At 47.0% G+C, this 15,015-nt stretch carries 16 protein-coding genes; 7 read left to right on the forward strand and 9 right to left on the reverse strand.

The genetic code is table 11. The annotated features are described in order from the left end of the window. Positions 1-20 precede the first annotated feature (20 nt). Both H4O21_RS06480 and H4O21_RS06485 read right to left on the reverse strand, forming a co-directional pair. Positions 21-446: a bacteriohemerythrin gene (locus H4O21_RS06480; RefSeq protein ID WP_182808036.1), complete on the reverse strand. Its 426-nt coding sequence runs from the start codon at positions 444-446 to the stop codon at positions 21-23. A 232-nt stretch (positions 447-678) separates the two neighbouring features. Continuing rightward, complete coding sequence (locus H4O21_RS06485) at positions 679-1,632, reverse strand: LysR family transcriptional regulator (RefSeq protein WP_220495539.1); 954 nt, start codon at positions 1,630-1,632, stop codon at positions 679-681. Positions 1,633-1,730: 98 nt separating this feature from the next. On the opposite strand from H4O21_RS06485, the gene H4O21_RS06490 reads away from it, so the two are divergent. Next, positions 1,731-2,693 (forward strand): DMT family transporter, encoded by a 963-nt coding sequence (locus tag H4O21_RS06490; RefSeq protein WP_220495540.1) that lies wholly within the window; start codon positions 1,731-1,733, stop codon positions 2,691-2,693. Here the strand turns inward: H4O21_RS06490 and H4O21_RS06495 are convergent. Further along, positions 2,690-3,559 carry a LysR family transcriptional regulator gene (locus tag H4O21_RS06495; RefSeq protein ID WP_182808037.1) on the reverse strand — a complete coding sequence of 290 codons (870 nt, stop codon included), beginning with the start codon at positions 3,557-3,559 and terminating at the stop codon, positions 2,690-2,692. The genes H4O21_RS06490 and H4O21_RS06495 overlap by 4 nt on opposite strands. 189 nt (positions 3,560-3,748) lie before the next feature. Here H4O21_RS06495 and H4O21_RS25775 point away from each other — a divergent pair, with 189 nt between their 5' ends. Both H4O21_RS25775 and H4O21_RS06500 read left to right on the forward strand, forming a co-directional pair. Next, positions 3,749-4,009, forward strand: coding sequence for a hypothetical protein (locus H4O21_RS25775; RefSeq protein WP_255487171.1), 261 nt, complete (start codon positions 3,749-3,751; stop codon positions 4,007-4,009). A gap of 12 nt (positions 4,010-4,021) precedes the next feature. Beyond that, positions 4,022-4,843 carry a zinc-binding dehydrogenase gene (locus tag H4O21_RS06500; RefSeq protein WP_255487172.1) on the forward strand — a complete coding sequence of 274 codons (822 nt, stop codon included), beginning with the start codon at positions 4,022-4,024 and terminating at the stop codon, positions 4,841-4,843. On the opposite strand, the gene H4O21_RS06505 is transcribed toward H4O21_RS06500, so the two are convergent. Continuing rightward, entirely contained in the window at positions 4,833-5,864 is a 1,032-nt protein-coding gene (locus H4O21_RS06505) for a GlxA family transcriptional regulator (RefSeq protein ID WP_182808038.1), read from the reverse strand. The two genes, H4O21_RS06500 and H4O21_RS06505, sit on opposite strands and share 11 nt — an antisense overlap. 142 nt (positions 5,865-6,006) lie before the next feature. Between H4O21_RS06505 and H4O21_RS06510 the strand changes: the two genes are divergently transcribed. Then, positions 6,007-6,549, forward strand: a complete 543-nt coding sequence (locus tag H4O21_RS06510; RefSeq protein ID WP_182808039.1) for a cysteine hydrolase family protein — start codon at positions 6,007-6,009, stop codon at positions 6,547-6,549. 358 nt (positions 6,550-6,907) lie between these two features. Here H4O21_RS06510 and H4O21_RS06515 read toward each other — a convergent pair whose 3' ends face one another. The 3 genes from H4O21_RS06515 to H4O21_RS06525 all read right to left on the reverse strand — a co-directional run bounded on the left by H4O21_RS06515 (position 6,908) and on the right by H4O21_RS06525 (position 8,928). Continuing rightward, positions 6,908-7,510 carry a peptidylprolyl isomerase gene (locus H4O21_RS06515; protein ID WP_370463911.1) on the reverse strand — a complete coding sequence of 201 codons (603 nt, stop codon included), beginning with the start codon at positions 7,508-7,510 and terminating at the stop codon, positions 6,908-6,910. A gap of 108 nt (positions 7,511-7,618) precedes the next feature. Further along, positions 7,619-8,098 carry a GNAT family N-acetyltransferase gene (locus H4O21_RS06520; RefSeq protein ID WP_182808040.1) on the reverse strand — a complete coding sequence of 160 codons (480 nt, stop codon included), beginning with the start codon at positions 8,096-8,098 and terminating at the stop codon, positions 7,619-7,621. A 167-nt stretch (positions 8,099-8,265) separates the two neighbouring features. Then, complete coding sequence (locus H4O21_RS06525) at positions 8,266-8,928, reverse strand: FMN-dependent NADH-azoreductase (RefSeq protein ID WP_182808041.1); 663 nt, start codon at positions 8,926-8,928, stop codon at positions 8,266-8,268. 183 nt (positions 8,929-9,111) lie between these two features. Here H4O21_RS06525 and H4O21_RS06530 point away from each other — a divergent pair, with 183 nt between their 5' ends. Beyond that, entirely contained in the window at positions 9,112-9,990 is an 879-nt protein-coding gene (locus H4O21_RS06530; RefSeq protein ID WP_182808042.1) for a LysR family transcriptional regulator, read from the forward strand. A gap of 161 nt (positions 9,991-10,151) precedes the next feature. On the opposite strand, the gene H4O21_RS06535 is transcribed toward H4O21_RS06530, so the two are convergent. Next, positions 10,152-11,237, reverse strand: coding sequence for a TRAP transporter substrate-binding protein (locus tag H4O21_RS06535; RefSeq protein ID WP_182808043.1), 1,086 nt, complete (start codon positions 11,235-11,237; stop codon positions 10,152-10,154). Between the two features lie 150 nt (positions 11,238-11,387). Then, complete coding sequence (locus tag H4O21_RS06540; RefSeq protein WP_182808044.1) at positions 11,388-12,809, reverse strand: FAD-binding oxidoreductase; 1,422 nt, start codon at positions 12,807-12,809, stop codon at positions 11,388-11,390. 345 nt (positions 12,810-13,154) lie between these two features. Between H4O21_RS06540 and H4O21_RS06545 the strand changes: the two genes are divergently transcribed. Together H4O21_RS06545 and H4O21_RS06550 are read left to right on the forward strand one after the other, a co-directional pair. Further along, entirely contained in the window at positions 13,155-14,138 is a 984-nt protein-coding gene (locus tag H4O21_RS06545) for a LysR family transcriptional regulator (RefSeq protein ID WP_182808045.1), read from the forward strand. Between the two features lie 46 nt (positions 14,139-14,184). Beyond that, complete coding sequence (locus tag H4O21_RS06550; protein WP_182808046.1) at positions 14,185-14,991, forward strand: response regulator transcription factor; 807 nt, start codon at positions 14,185-14,187, stop codon at positions 14,989-14,991. The last annotated feature ends 24 nt before the right edge of the window (positions 14,992-15,015 follow it).

A 15,015-nucleotide genomic window follows, 5' to 3' on the forward strand; every position in this document is an offset into this window, starting at 1 on the left:
TGCCAGTCCCCGGATTGTGTTTACTGAGACGCTGATTCTGCCGGATGAGGACGCCAGCTGGCGGAGTAATTCAGAAAATTGGCCAGAGGATCATCCCAGCGTTGCTGGTGCTCATCCTGCCATTGGCACAGTGCACGGTGAACCTGTCGGATATCAGGGCTATCATCATAATCCAGCGCTTTCTGGTAATTTTCCAGCAGCTCCAGAAAGGTTTCATGTTGCTGACGATGGCCTTCATAGTTTTCATAATCTGTCATCTGCATAAAGCGCTCTTCCTGATTGAAGTGCTCCTGAGCTTCTTTACGCAGGTTATTGAGTAGTTCAGGGATGGCTGTTTCAGACGCCAGTGGCAGAGCACCCAGAATTGCAGTAAATCTGTGATGTGCTTTATCCATTGCTGGTTGATCGTAATGCTGAATGCGCAGGGCAGATGTCATATCTGTCATGGCTATCTCCTTTATTTCTTATAGACGACTCTGGGGTCGCTTTATGCTGACACGGTAGATTGCTGTAAGCGTTATTGTCAGTAGCAAAAAAGCATTGTATGCCTTGTTGAGAAGCCGATTTTTGTTCTTTGTCAGTGATTGGTACACATTAAGTGTAGTATGGCTGGTAAAAGTGCTTGTGCTGAACTCAGATCTGTCTTGCAGGCAAGGAGTGTGTATCCGAATTTAAGTATTATGGGGCAGGGAACGTCTCACGATCAAACCAGTTTAATAAAAATGTACGGGTTTGCTGAACCGCACTATTTTTGTTATCAGACCGGCGAAACAGAAGATACCAGGTCAGTGGCAGGCCATTTGGTATAACCGGCGTCGCTGTGACCAGTTGCTGGCTCAGAGGGCGTGTTAATGCCCAGCGGGACAGAATACTGACCCCCAGATCAACAGCGATCATTTCGGTAATGGCATCGGTCATTTCAACGATCTGAATATGACGCAGACGAATGCCGGATGGTCGGATAAAGCGTTCATATTCAAAGCCCGGCAGAGTATCCAGACTGTAGGTCAGATAATGCTCATTGACCAGATCCTGCGCCTCAATATGCTCTTTACCGGCTAATGGATGCTGAGGATGAGTGATCAGCATCAGCTCGTCCTGCATTAAAGGCGAAGATATCAGAGCCGGGTGCTCAATATTAAACGGAGAAAGCAGCAGATCTGTCATACCTGATAACAGAGCATGTTCTGCATTCTGAGTGGCAGCGGCTACCAGGTCGATCTGCAGCTTTTCACGTTGCAAGGGTAAAGATTGCAGAAAACCGGGCAGCCAGTGGTAAGCGCTGAAGGCGGCAACACCGATGCGTACCAGATAACTGGCATTGGCGGCGGTGCGTTCAAAATCCTGCTCCGCCCGATGTAATTCTGGCAGAATGCTCTGTGCGGTATCGAGTAATATCTGTCCGGCTGGTGTCGGTTTCAGCCGACGGCCTTCCCTTTCAAAAATAGCATCTCCCAGCCGCCTTTCAGCTTCTGCCAACCGATGACTCAGAGCGGATTGGGTAACGCCAATGGCTTCCGCAGCTTGTCCCAGGCTACCGTGACGTGCAATCGCTTCCAGTAATTGCCAGTGTTTTATATCCAGACGCATAACATATATGAGAGTTATTAATGAACAGGTCGTATTATTCATTAAATATTCTGACATTGTCTCGCTATTATGCACGCAGAATTTTATTAATCGTCTGAATCGGTGATCAGAATAGTGAAGGAGGGAATCGTCTGGGTAATATGATGATGCTGGGTGCTGCTATAGGGTTCGGGTCAGGCCCTGTGTTGTCTCAGTTACTCTTATTGCAAGAGTTCTCTCCTGAAATTATTGCTTTGTACCGTTTTGCCATTCCTGCATTACTGGTTTTACCCTGGTTAGCAAGTTTCAGGTCTTATCCGGCAGAATATCTGAGATGTATGGCGTTAGGGATATTCTCCGCACTGGGTATGCTGGCCTTTCTGTATAGTTTCTCCTGGTTGCCTGCAACCACCGTTATTCTGACGTATTACACCTATCCTCTGTTTGCTATGCTGATTGGCTGGGTATTTTTTGACCATGTTCTGACTCGCAATCGCTTAATTGCCGGAGCCCTGATCGTGCTGGCAGTGGCTATTATGCAAAAGCCAGAGGTTGCCGGGCGCTTATCCTGGCAGGCATTACTGCTCTGTTTTATGGCGCCTGTATCTTATGCGCTGCTGATCAATTATGTTGCCCGTCCGGTGCAGGTGCTGAAAGTGAGTGAACGCATGTCTGCCATACTGGCAGGACATTTGATCATACTGGTTCCGCTATCATTCTGGCAGTTACCGGTTATCTTCATTCCTCAATCTTCCGAGCAGTTGTGGCTTATTCTGGCGCTGGGCATTCTGTCTGCGGCTTTGCCACAATATCTGTTTGCCAGAGGTACGGCCCTGGCAGGAATGGAGCGGTCAGTAATGATCAGTACCTGTGAGGTTGTTTTTGCACTGATTTTTGCTGCTGTGTTACTACAGCAGGATGTGAGTCGTCTGGAGGTGATTGCCTCTGTTCTGATATTGGTATCAGGTCTGATTCGGCCAGAACCGGATCAGCAAAACTCCGGTAATTCAGATAGTCAGAGTAGCCCTGCTGACTCTTTAATTCAGCTGAGTCCTTCTGATTTAAAGAATCAGCTGGATCCTGCTGATAGCAGAACCCCCGTGGTTGCCAGAGACAGAGGTTAATAAGAGCTCTGGCTGTCCTTTACTGCCTGGCGAAAACAGCGAACCAGATGTTCTACTGTGGTTTCATCAATACCTTCGGCATTAATCAGGCACATTTTCAGGACCTGATGACTGCTCAGCATAGTATTGGCGATCATACGTGTCCGGTTATTTCTGATCAGAGATTCAGGTAACAGAGAGATCGCAAAACCCTGTTCAACCGCAGTGGCCAGGTTTTCCATAACCGGGCTGCCAAATACAACCTTATACCTGTGTCCGGTTCTCTTCAGTTCTTCCAGGCAAAGATCCCGGACAATACAGTTATCTTCATACAGGGCGACAGGCAGAGGTGTCTGATCTTCCAGCCGGATAGCACAAGGGGCTGACCAGATCAGCTGTTCTGTCCAGACAACCCGCTCGGTTGAGGAATCAGATTCTGCTGCAACAATGGCCAGATCCAGCTCTCCGGCTGTCAGTCTCTGGCGCAAATTACGACTGCGATCACAGATAATTCGGGTTTCCAGCCCGGGCAGGGTATCGTGTAGGGCGGGCATAAAGTAACTGAGAAAATCCTGCGCGTAATCCGTGGGAATACCTACACTCAGTTTGCCGGTCAGTTCATGGGTAGATAATGCCGAGATCGCGCTCTGGCTGAGCTGAAGCATCTGTTCCCCATAAATAAGCAACGTTTCCCCTGCTTCGGTTAACTGTATGCCACGATTGTTACGTTCCATCAATCGGCTTCCGGTTTGCTCCTCCAGACGTTTAATCTGCATGCTGACCGCGCCCTGTGAGCGACAGACAATTTCAGCTGTTTTTTTAAATTCGCCAGTACGCGCTACGGTAACGAAGGTACGCAGTAAATCCAGATCAAGAACAGGAGGCATTATCACTCCAGAAAATTGGCATAATTCAGATATTCTGAACTATATATTAAGTTTTATTCGTTTGTCTGAATTATGAGGTTCTCATACAGTAAAGTACATCCTGATAACACGAACTATAGATCAGGCTTTGTAATGTTTAATAGCTGAACTCTGACTGTCGCAATGGTTAATTCATATAGGGGAAAACCGATGACGTTCTCAAATCTGCCTGAACAGATGTATGGTGTTGTACTGACCGGCCATGGTGGTCTGGATAAGCTGGAATACCGCACAGATCTGACTGTGCCGCAGCCTCAGTCAGGTGAAGTAGTGATTCAGGTTGCAGCCAGTGGTGTGAATAACACCGATATTAATACCCGAATTGGCTGGTACTCCAAAAGTGTTACCGGTCAGACCAATGCCGGTGCTGAAAGCGGCTTTGATGACTTTAACGATGATGATGCCAGCTAGTCAGGTGAAGCATTGCAGTTTCCGCGTATTCAGGGGGCGGATTGTTGTGGTGAGATTGTCGCTACCGGAGAAGGTGTTGATCTCTCTCGGAGCGGAGAGCGAGTACTGGTGCGGACAATGCAGGGGGTATCGGACGACGATGATTATCGCTGCATCACTATGGGATCAGAGATGGATGGCGGTTTTGCCCAGTATGTTGTTGTTCGCGCCAGTGAAGCTTTTGCTGTACAGAGCGATATGACAGATGCAGAGCTGGCTTCTTTTCCCTGTGCCTATTCAACGGCAGAAAATATGGTAGATCGTGCCGGAGTTAAAGCAGGTGAAACGGTTCTGATTACCGGGGCTTCAGGTGGTGTAGGCTCTGCTGCGGTACAGCTGGTAAAACGGCGTGGTGCCCGGGTGATTGCAGTATGCAGCAAAGATAAAATCCCTCAATTGCTGGAGCTGGGAGCAGATCAGGCTGTTGATCGCAAGCGATCACTAATGGCTGCTCTGGAGTCTTCCAGTGTGGATGTCGTCATTGATCTGGTTGCGGGTGAGCAATGGCGCGAATTACCTGATCTGCTGCGTTATGGCGGACGTTACGCGGTAGCGGGAGCGATCGGTGGTCCTATTGTTGAGATGGATGTGCGCACCCTGTATCTCAAAGATCTGACCTTTCTGGGGTGTACATATCAGCCACGGCATGTGTTTGAAAACCTGATTCGTTATATCGAAGCGGGGGAGTTAAAACCTCTGGTATCAAAAACCTATCCTTTACGTGATATTCGACAGGCACAACAGGACTTTATGGCAAAACAGTTTACCGGCAAGTTAGTGCTGATTAATCGCTGACGCTGTGTGTGAGGTTCTGCCCGGTGTTAAAGCGCTGACGGTATTCGCTGGCTGTTAAGCCCATGATTTTCTGGAAAACTCGTCGAAAAGCGCTACTGTCTTTATAACCGGTTTTCCAGGCTATCTCATCAATACTATTGTTGCTTTGCTCCAGGTATTCTCTGGCCCGGGCAATGCGCAGGTGTTGCAGGTATTCTTTAGGTGTCAGTCCGGTAGCTTGTTTAAAGCGGCGTAAAAAAGTTCTTTCCCCTGAATGTGCCTGCTGAGCCATCTGGCTGACGGTTACTGCTTCATGGTAATGGGCCTGCAGCCAGTGCTGTACCTTCAGGACTGCGCTGTCACCATGTTTTAACGATGGAGAGAACAGGCTGTAAAAGCGCTGCTCTCGTCCACCGGGATCAACCAGAAAATAGCGAGCCAGATGCAGCATCAGGCTGGGGCCCAGAAAACGGGATACCAGACGAAGCCCCAGGTCTGTCCAGGCCATAATGCCTCCGGCGGTAATAATATCGCCGTCATCAATCAGAATTTTATCTGCATCCAGCTGTACTGCAGAAAAGCGTGCCCGGAATTTATCGGCCAGCGCCCAGTGTGTAGTGGCGGCGCGATTGTTTAACAGACCGGCTTCAGCCAGCCAGAAAGCCCCGGCACAAACAGAACACAGTAAAGTCCCCTGTTGATGCTGGTGTCTGAGCCAGGCATATATTCTGGTTTGAGTGTCTGGAGAGGGTAGTGGCTGCAAACTGGATGGCAGAATAATAGCTGAAAAAGTCAGTCCATCATCAATCTCATCAAAGACCATAACTCGAATTTGTGGAGTATCTGGCAGAGGTGCATCAGTATGGTTCTGGTCAGCGGTCTTATCCTGATGATCTGAGTACTCCGGTTGCAAACGTGCAGCAGTATTAAACAGGTCCTGCAGACCATACACCGTTGCAGCCTGTGCCCCCGGATAATTGAAGATACCTATGGTGTAGCCAGCTTCAGTATTTAGTCTGCTATTTTCGTTGTGGAATGACATTTGTCGGATTTGGCCCTTAAAGTGTCAAATTTGCCAATACGATGTTACACAGAATCTTTTTAATCTGTCTACCACGGATTGAGACATGCCGTAAGCGGTATCAATCCTGAAACCTGCATTAAAAACAGTATGGAGACAGACAATGAGTAAACATGCTCTGGTCGTAATTGACATTCAGAATGATTATTTTCCGGATGGGAAATGGCCGCTGTATCAGATTGAACAGGCCGCAGCCAATGCCAGACAGGTGCTGAACTGGTTTCGTCAACAAGCTTTACCTGTCGTTCATGTTTACCATGAATTTGAGACGACAGAAGCCCCGTTTTTTGTTCCCGGCAGTAAAGGGGCTGAAATTCATCCGGATATGGCGCCGGTGGACGGCGAGCACACCGTTCTGAAGCATAAAGTGAACGCGTTTCTTAACACTGAATTGCATGAGTTGTTACAGCAGCAACAGGTTGAAGAGATTACCCTGATAGGGGCCATGAGTCATATGTGTATTGATGGTGCTGCTCGTGCTGCCGCGGATCTGGGGTATAAAGTCAATGTGGTGCAGGATGCCTGTGCATCCCGAGATCTGGAATTGAATGGTAAAGTAGTTCCGGCTGAGCAGGTGCACACTGCCTATATGTCTGCTCTGGGTTTTGCCTATGCTGAGCTGAAAGTTGCTGAGGACTATCAGTAATATTGCGCCAGAGTATCTCCGCCCTTCTATAACGGAGCAGGGATACTCGTCTTAATCCAGTATCATTATTACAGATCAGCCATAATGGGTGGATCAGAAATACCGGATTCTTTCATCGCTTACATCAGGAACTGTCTGGCTTTGATGTTGTTTGGTTGGATGTTCTTGCCTGACTGGTGGGATGGGTGTGATATAAGCCGATATCGCAGAGAAAGGGCGGGTAAATCACGAGTAGAATATAGTGCCTGATACAAGAGATTTCAGGTACAGACCGGGCGGCTTCTGTTATTGAATATCCGCCCTGCTGTTAATGCTTGCGATTGACAAGTTGCTGCTTTCTGAGTTGATTATTTCGGACTCAGTCAGCACTGACCACAAAGGGCTTATCAACGGGCAAGCTGCCTGAATCAACCACTTTGACTTCTTTCAAAGGAGCATCTCTGCGATTAGTCTGGACTTTTTCAATCTTTCTCACCACATCCATACCCTCAATTACTTTACCAAAAACGGTGTGGCGTCCGTCCAGCCATGGCGTAGGAACAAAGGTAATGAAGAACTGGGAGCCGTTGGTATCCGGACCGGCATTAGCCATAGATAAGAAGCCAGGGCCTGTGTGTGGGATGAGGAAGTTTTCATCCGGGAAGGTACGGCCGTAAATAGACTTTCCACCTGTGCCGTTGTAGTTGGTGAAATCACCGCCCTGCATCATAAATTGAGGAATAACCCGGTGAAATAAGGAACCTTTATAGCCAAAGCCCTTTTCATGAGTCGACAGAGCGTGGAAGTTTGCAACGGTTTTGGGCGCTGTTTTACCAAATAAACCAATGACGATTCGTCCTTCAGGTTGACCGCCAATCGAAATATCCATATAGGTTTTTTGGGTAACCAGTAAAAGGTCGTTAGCAAAAGCAGTAGACAGGCTCATGATGAGTGCAAACATCAGGGCTATATGTTTTTTCACTATTGGTTTTCCTTTCTGTTATTACATTTTAATCCTGATAGCGGAGCTACCAGTGTTCATTTTGCTTTTGAATCATCCGGCAGAGATATAGCGTACTTTGTGATTGAATCAAAGATAAAAAGCCATAAAGGTCACATTGAATGGCAGATGAGGAAACTGTTTGTGTCCCGTTGCTTTAAAGCCAAGTTTCAGATACCAGTCTCGCAATGCCCCATGCTCAGCAATGATTCCTATGCTGACAACAGAAATATCTCTGGATTTTGCATAATCAAGGATGAAGTTGACCAGTGCTTCGCCAATACCTTGTTTCTGATGTCGCGGCAGTACTGACAATCTGTTCAGATAACCGGTACCTTTATCTGAAATCTCAAAAGCGACACAGCCAACAGTCTGATTTTCTTGCTGACAAATAAAATATTCTTCGCCACGCTCAAAATCAGATTGAGTCCATTGCTCATTGTAGAAAGAGGGATGTTTAGGATTATTGTCCTGATTGATGCTGAACTGTTTAGCGACAGGTATATTGGCCTGGCTAATAATGTCTGCCAGTAGTAATGAATGCTCTGAATTAGCCTTAACTATTTGCATTGTGAAGTCCTTTGTCATTTTAGTTTCCGTATAACATTGGGTTCCCTTGTGGTTAAAAAGGGGAAGTGGACGGGATCTGATGATTAACACTTCGGACCTATCAGACTGCATAAATAGCGTCAATGGATTAGTGCCGGGCGCATAAATCATCAGATCCGTTCCATTAACTATAATAATGCCAGATGTTTTGCCAGTATTCTTGTGTCAGCTATTGCCTTAGCTCTGGACTCTTCATGTCGTGAATCTCCGAACTCCTGATACTCCGATGCAATTTCATAAAATGCATCAGCTCCGAGATAAGGAGAGAGTTGTTCAATATGGCTGGATAAATGATTAAAAGCGTATTTGGTTTCACCCTTCCTGAAGTTAAATTCTCCCCAGGAGGCCAGCAAAACAAGATGTTTACCACTGAGTACAGGTGCCAGGGGTTCATCACCTCGTGACAAGTCAAAAGAGAAGGTTTTTCCAATGCGAATAATCTGATCAAACCAGGCTTTTAGCACCGCTGGCATTCCGTAGTTATACATAGGGCTTGCCAGGACAATAACGTCGGCTTGTTCAACCTCATTAATTAATAAGTCAGATTCAGTCAGCGCGGCTTGCTGTGCCTGATTCAACTCTCCCTGAGCAAATGATGCTGCAATGAACTCCTGATCAATATAGGCTGGAGGCGATATCGAAAGATCTCTACAGATTACCTCTGTTTGTTTATGATGTTGCTTGAATTCGTGCATGAATGACTCGCCCAGCATTCTTGAAATTGATTGATGCTGTTGTTGATCAGGATGATATTTTCTTGCGCTGGAAATAATATATAAGACAGTTTTCATGATGAGTATACTCCTCAGCAGGTGATTAACTGCCTGTTATTGTTGAGTGTTCAGTGATGACTGACAATTGAGTTCTTTTAGTCTATAGATTAGAAAATATGAACTATCTGGTTGAGAAAAAGAGCCTTTGCTTCAGCTACTGGCTGGAACATATCGAATGCTTCTATTCAGGTATATATTGATATGCTGGAACAAATATCCTCGTTAAATCATCTGAGAACGTTTACTCTGGCTGCACGTTATCTGAGCTTTAAGGATGCAGCCACTGCTCTGAATATCAGTCCAGCTGCGGTATCGCATCAGATAAAAGCTCTGGAATCTCAATTGCGATTATCATTGTTTGAACGACATACCAGGGCAATCAGTCTGACAGCGGCAGGAGCAAAGCTGGCTGAAGCCTGTGAAACTCATTTTTCCCAATTGGATTATGTCTTGTCTGAGCTACGGCAGCCCAGAACAGATATCAATATTTCTTGTTGTAACTCGTTTGCAGCGTTATGGCTAACACCAAGAAGCGGGCAGATAAACGACGCATTTCCGGCTAATGGACTGAAAACCTGTGCCAGTGACAGCCTGGTGGATTTAACTCGCGATAAGCATATTGATTTAGCTCTGCGTTACGGACGGGATGAAAAAATGGATGATGAAACCCTGTTATGTACAGAGAAGATTGCGCTATATCGGACACCGGGTTTTATGCCTGATACAAATAAGAAGCCGGTGTTGTTCGTGACTGAATGGCCTGAAAATGAGCTGTTGGGGAATATCGACTGGCGATCAGAAATCGATATATCGCATTATACGGTCAGAACCTTTCAACAGGAATACTTTGTATTACAGGCGATTATGACGGGCCAGGGGTATGGCTTGTTAAGTAATGTGCTTAGTGCCAGTGCTGTGGAGCAAGGCTGGATTGTAAGAGATCACTCCTTTACACCTTTTAATGGTTATAGCTACTGGATGAGGCTGAACCCTGAACGAAAAGATATTGGCCTGATTCAAAGGTTCAGTCACTGGTTGACACAGGAGTTTTCTCAGTATCGTGTGCAGGGGCTACTCTGATCCAGAGATACCATGTATTCATGACTGTAGCTATAAAAATATCCTGTATTGCACTTATGTTTCATGTATAAAAAAACGGTCAGCCCATGCAAGGCACTGACCGTAAAAACAGTATTCAGGAAATTTCAGAAGCCGATAAAACGGGCCTCTTTTATGGGATATTAACGCTCACTGATATTCCGTGGCAGGAAAGCGTGTTTCTCCCAGATATCATAGCCTTCACGGAAGGCCTTCAGATCGCTCCAGACCTTGTTAAAGAAAGAATCTTTTGCGCTCTGTTCCTCAACCACTTCATTCCAGGTTGTCTGGTACGCGGTAAGGATTTCGTCGCTCCAGTAGCGGATTTCAACACCCCGGTCTTTGGCTGCTGCCAGTACTTCAAACTGGTTGGCTTCACCTTCAGCCAGAGTGTCAGCCACTACAGACTTACAGGCCGTTTCTACCAGTGCCTGTTGCTGTTCGGTCATTTTTTCCCAGGTTCCTTTATTGATCAGGAGTTCCTGCATAGAGGTCTGCTGGTGCCAGCCCGGGAAGTAGTTGTATTTAACAATTTTGTTAAAGCCCAGCATCTGATCAACCTGCGGCAGGGAGAACTCTGCCGCATCAATGGCACCTTTCTCCAGGGCCGGGAAGATTTCTGCGGCTGGCAGCTGAACCGTACCCACGCCCAGCTTATCCATTACGCGGGCACCCAGACCATAAAAGCGCATATTCAGGCCTTTAAGGTCATCGACTGTTTCAATGGGTTTTGCGAACCAGCCGGAGGTTTCTGGCGGAATCATTCCGCACGGAATTGCTTTTACGTTGTAGCCTGATTCATCGTACATTTCCTGATGAAGTTTTCGGCCATTGCCGTAGTACATCCATGCCAGAAATTCACTGGCTTCAGGGCCAAAAGGAACCGAAGTAAAGAAGGCTGCCGCTGGCATTTTGCCCTGCCAGTTGGCTGAAGCAGCGAAGCCTGAGTTCACTTTTCCTGCTGATACTGCATCCAGAATTTCAGAAGGGGCGATCAGCTTGCCCGGATCATACACTTTCATTTTTATTGCGCCGCCACTGGTCTTGTTCAGTGTGTCGGCCAGTTTAGTTACCGGTGTGCCTACTGCAGGCAATTTACTTGGAAAAGCCGTCGGGGTTTTCAGTAGCAGCCTGTCAGCTGCCTGCGCACCTGCAGCGCTGACCAGTGCGATTGCCATAGCGACTGGTGTTAGTGTGGCACTCAGGTTCCTTTTGTTCAGTAACGTCATAGGGTCTCCAGCGTTTTTTTGTTCCGGGTGCTTCATCAGGATGCAGTCCGGAATGCTCTTATATGAATCTGCTTATTCGTTTTGTTATTCAGGTATACCGATCTGTGTCGGCTCCGTGCTTAATCTGTCCGATACTTTCTTTTGATGAGATCAGTCAAACACTTTGCCCGGATTCATAATACAATTCGGGTCCAGTGCTGTTTTAAGAGTCCTCATCAGCTCAACAGCTTCGCCGTGTTCCTGCAGCAGATAATCTTTTTTACCAAAGCCGATGCCATGTTCACCCGTACAGGTTCCACCGGCTTCCAGCGCTTTGCTGACCAGAGTTCTGGACAGTTGTTTAGCCGTGTTTTTTTGTGCTGTGTTGTCTTCATCAAACAGAATCAGCATGTGGAAGTTGCCATCACCAACATGACCAACAATCGGGCATGTCAGCCCGCTGTCTGTAGCGGCTTGCTCAGCAGATAAAATAGCCTCAGCCAGATGGGATACCGGGACACAGACATCTGTGGTCAGAGCTGATGCGCCAGGTTGCAGAGCCAGCGCCGCGAAGTAGGCCTGATGACGGGCTGTCCATAGTGCATTTCTGTCTTCTGTGGTTTCTGCCCAGTTAAAGTGGCTGCTGCCAAGGGAGTCAGCAATTTCCTGCACCATCTCAATTTGTTCCGCGACAGAGGATTCCGTGCCGTGAAATTCAAAAAACAGTGTTGGAACAGGATCGAATCCTTCCAGTTTTGAATAATCAATACAGGCCTGCATCTGAAGATGGTTAAGCAGTTCAATGCGAGCAACAGGAATCGCACATTGCATCACTGAAATAACGGTATCGATGGCACTGGCCAGGTCCTGGAACTGACAGGTTGCGGCTTTAATTACACCCGGAATAGGATGCAATTTAAGATGGACTTCAGTAATAATGCCCAGAGTGCCTTCTGAACCGACATAAAGCCGGGTCAGGTCATAACCGGCGGAGCTTTTCCGGGCCCGTCCACCGGTTTTGATAATGCGTCCATCCGGTGTGACAACCGTCAGGCCGATCACGTTATCTTTCATAGTGCCGTAGCGTACCGCATTGGTACCTGAGGCGCGGGTAGCGCTCATACCGCCAATACTGGCGTTAGCTCCAGGATCTATCGGAAAAAACAGACCTTGGTAGCGCAGTTCCTGATTCAGATATTCACGGGTGACGCCGCTCTGAACCCGACAATCCATATCTTCAGCGTTAATCTCCAGTACCTGATTCATTTCGGACAGATCCAGAGATATCCCACCATGCAAAGCCAGGAGCTGGCCTTCTACTGAGCTGCCTGCACCATAAGGAATCACTGGAACACGAAACTCATTACACAGTCTGACGACTTCAGCTACTTCAACTGTGCTGTGCAGATACGCCACGGCATCAGGCGGGTAGCAACCATAGCTGTCTTCGCCCTGACCATGCTGTTCCCTCATAGGCAAGGATGTATGCAAACGCTCACCCAGAAGGTTTTTCAATAGCTCAATCAGGCGTGCTCTTTCTTCCGCACTGGCATAAATCGCGTCAGAGTCTGTGGCTCCGCTCAGGTTTGTCATTGTGTGCTCCGGTATTGTTGTTATCAGAAAATGACGCTCTGTGAGATGCAGGAAGGTCTTTTCTGTTCAGACATCGGATGATGCACTGAAGTAATGCACCCGATAATAGAGTTTGTTAAAGCGGCAAAAAAATTATTTTTCTGAATCCTATCATTCTTAATTTGAATAATGAGATGTAACTATTTGAGTTTTAAAAAAGAATAAATCACTATAATTCCATGTTTGTGACTAAATATGACGCTAAAATCAGAAAAAATGACTTTTTGATGTGCAAAATATGACAGGCTCCTTTATAGTGCGTTATTCAAAAAAATAATTACTCTGTTAGCGGAACAACGACCTGTCATGAAAGAGAGCCATCCACTCAGTCAGCGTTTAAGCAGGATTAACCTGAATTTACTGGTGGCTTTTCACGCGCTGTATCAGCAAAGACATCTGACAAGAGCAGCAGAGCAGGTGAACCTGAGTCAGCCTGCGATGAGTCATGCGCTGAAAAAACTGAGGTTTCAGTTTGAAGATGAACTGTTTGTTAAGACCGCAGAAGGCATGCAGCCTACCCCTATGGCAGACCGGGTGTTTCAGTTAATAGAGCAAGGGTTATTGCAGCTGGATCAGGCGCTGGCCAGTACGCATAGTTTTGAACCGGAAAAAGCCGTGCGTGAATTCCGGGTGGGCATTATGGACTTTATGATTCATGAACTGGTGCCTCAGCTGGTGAAAACAGTGAATCAGACCGCTCCGGGCATCAGCTTTAATATTCTGTATGCCAAAATATCAAATCCGGATATGGCATATAAGCTATTGCAGGAACAGGAGCTGGATCTGGCGCTGACTCAGTTTGAATATCTGCCTTGTTCCGAATTCTGCGAGCACCTGTATACCGATAATCTGGTATGTGTGGCAGATAAAGATTACTACGGAGATAAGCCTGCTCTGACGCTGGATGAGTTTCTCGATCCCCCTCATGTGGCTCTGTCCCATAGGGAGGATGAGCCTATCCTGGTCAATAAACGTCTGGCAGAGTTGGGCTTTACCCGCAAGGTGATAGTGAAAACCCCCTATGTCACAACATTGCCGACGCTGTTATGCGGCACCAATATGGTGACTGTCATTAATCAGTATGCGGCTGACTTTATTTGTCCGGGCAGTAATCTGCAGGCTTATCAGTTACCGGTAGATTTCTGCACCCTGAAAATTTGCCAGATCTGGGAGGAGCGCAAGGATCATGATCCGGGCATCCGCTGGTTAAGGGAAGTGATTCAGCAAAGTATACGTCAGAACCTGACACAGCAACGGCAGCATGCCCGTAGTGTTCTATCTGGTGACTGACAACCGTTTTCAAAGCAGATGACCTGATATTGAACTGAGTAACTCTATGACAACAATATTATCCGACAGGCGCTTTGACTGGGATAGCCTGGAAAATATCGAACAGTTAAATCAGGCTCTGGATCAGCTGTTAAATAAAATTGGTTATGATACCGGCAGCTTTATTTATGCGCCTGTGGGTGAGCTGCCTAACCGAACGCCAGGTAAGGTATTTGCCTTACTGAACCGGGGGTTCAGGCATGAAACCCTGATCCGTGCCTGGAGTGCAGAAGCCGATCCTGAAGATAACCCACTGAGTCACACGATTTCTCCTACCTGGCGGATGATGCTTAATCAGACATTACCACAGCAGTTTTTTCTGGAGGAGATGCTGGTTTCTGACACCTGTCACTCGATAGCAGAGAAGCGCTGGCTGAAGGCACTGATTGATTTGGGGTTCAGCGAACTTTGTGTGACGCCGGTGCATGCCTCAGATAAAAGCTATTTTGCTCTGTCCTGCCTTAAACGCAGTGACAGTCCGATTGAACGGCAGTACTTTTCTGCTCAGACCCAGGCCAGTCTGCTTTATATGAGTCATCAGTTTGCTCGTATCTGTCAGCAAAGAGATCTGCTGGAGCAGTCCGGTAAACAGAAGAAAATTCTTTCTCCCAGAGAAAGTGAGTGCCTGCTCTGGTCCGCTAAAGGAAAATCAGCGGCTGAAATTGCTGATATTCTCAGCCTGCAGACAGAAACAATTCGTAGTTATATTAAATCTATGCTGAAAAAGCTGAATGCTGATAATAAAGCCCAGGCCATTGCCATTGGCTATGAACTGGGCTTATTGGGAGGCAAGAGCCGTCAGTATGGCCGTTAGCCTGATCTTTTATATCGTAAGATC

Source organism: Oceanospirillum sediminis (genome assembly GCF_014164585.1).
In the GTDB taxonomy this organism is placed as follows: Bacteria; Pseudomonadota; Gammaproteobacteria; order Pseudomonadales; family Halomonadaceae; genus Oceanospirillum; species Oceanospirillum sediminis.

What these genes read in the sequence shown, in the direction of transcription:
- H4O21_RS06480 (WP_182808036.1), bottom strand. Translation starts at nt 446, where the DNA reads ATGACAGATATGACATCTGCCCTGCGCATTCAGCATTACGATCAACCA.
- H4O21_RS06485 (WP_220495539.1), bottom strand. Translation starts at nt 1,632, where the DNA reads ATGAATAATACGACCTGTTCATTAATAACTCTCATATATGTTATGCGT.
- H4O21_RS06490 (WP_220495540.1), top strand. Translation starts at nt 1,731, where the DNA reads ATGATGATGCTGGGTGCTGCTATAGGGTTCGGGTCAGGCCCTGTGTTG.
- H4O21_RS06495 (WP_182808037.1), bottom strand. Translation starts at nt 3,559, where the DNA reads ATGCCTCCTGTTCTTGATCTGGATTTACTGCGTACCTTCGTTACCGTA.
- H4O21_RS25775 (WP_255487171.1), top strand. Translation starts at nt 3,749, where the DNA reads ATGACGTTCTCAAATCTGCCTGAACAGATGTATGGTGTTGTACTGACC.
- H4O21_RS06505 (WP_182808038.1), bottom strand. Translation starts at nt 5,864, where the DNA reads ATGTCATTCCACAACGAAAATAGCAGACTAAATACTGAAGCTGGCTAC.
- H4O21_RS06510 (WP_182808039.1), top strand. Translation starts at nt 6,007, where the DNA reads ATGAGTAAACATGCTCTGGTCGTAATTGACATTCAGAATGATTATTTT.
- H4O21_RS06520 (WP_182808040.1), bottom strand. Translation starts at nt 8,098, where the DNA reads ATGCAAATAGTTAAGGCTAATTCAGAGCATTCATTACTACTGGCAGAC.
- H4O21_RS06525 (WP_182808041.1), bottom strand. Translation starts at nt 8,928, where the DNA reads ATGAAAACTGTCTTATATATTATTTCCAGCGCAAGAAAATATCATCCT.
- H4O21_RS06530 (WP_182808042.1), top strand. Translation starts at nt 9,112, where the DNA reads ATGCTGGAACAAATATCCTCGTTAAATCATCTGAGAACGTTTACTCTG.
- H4O21_RS06535 (WP_182808043.1), bottom strand. Translation starts at nt 11,237, where the DNA reads ATGACGTTACTGAACAAAAGGAACCTGAGTGCCACACTAACACCAGTC.
- H4O21_RS06540 (WP_182808044.1), bottom strand. Translation starts at nt 12,809, where the DNA reads ATGACAAACCTGAGCGGAGCCACAGACTCTGACGCGATTTATGCCAGT.
- H4O21_RS06545 (WP_182808045.1), top strand. Translation starts at nt 13,155, where the DNA reads ATGAAAGAGAGCCATCCACTCAGTCAGCGTTTAAGCAGGATTAACCTG.
- H4O21_RS06550 (WP_182808046.1), top strand. Translation starts at nt 14,185, where the DNA reads ATGACAACAATATTATCCGACAGGCGCTTTGACTGGGATAGCCTGGAA.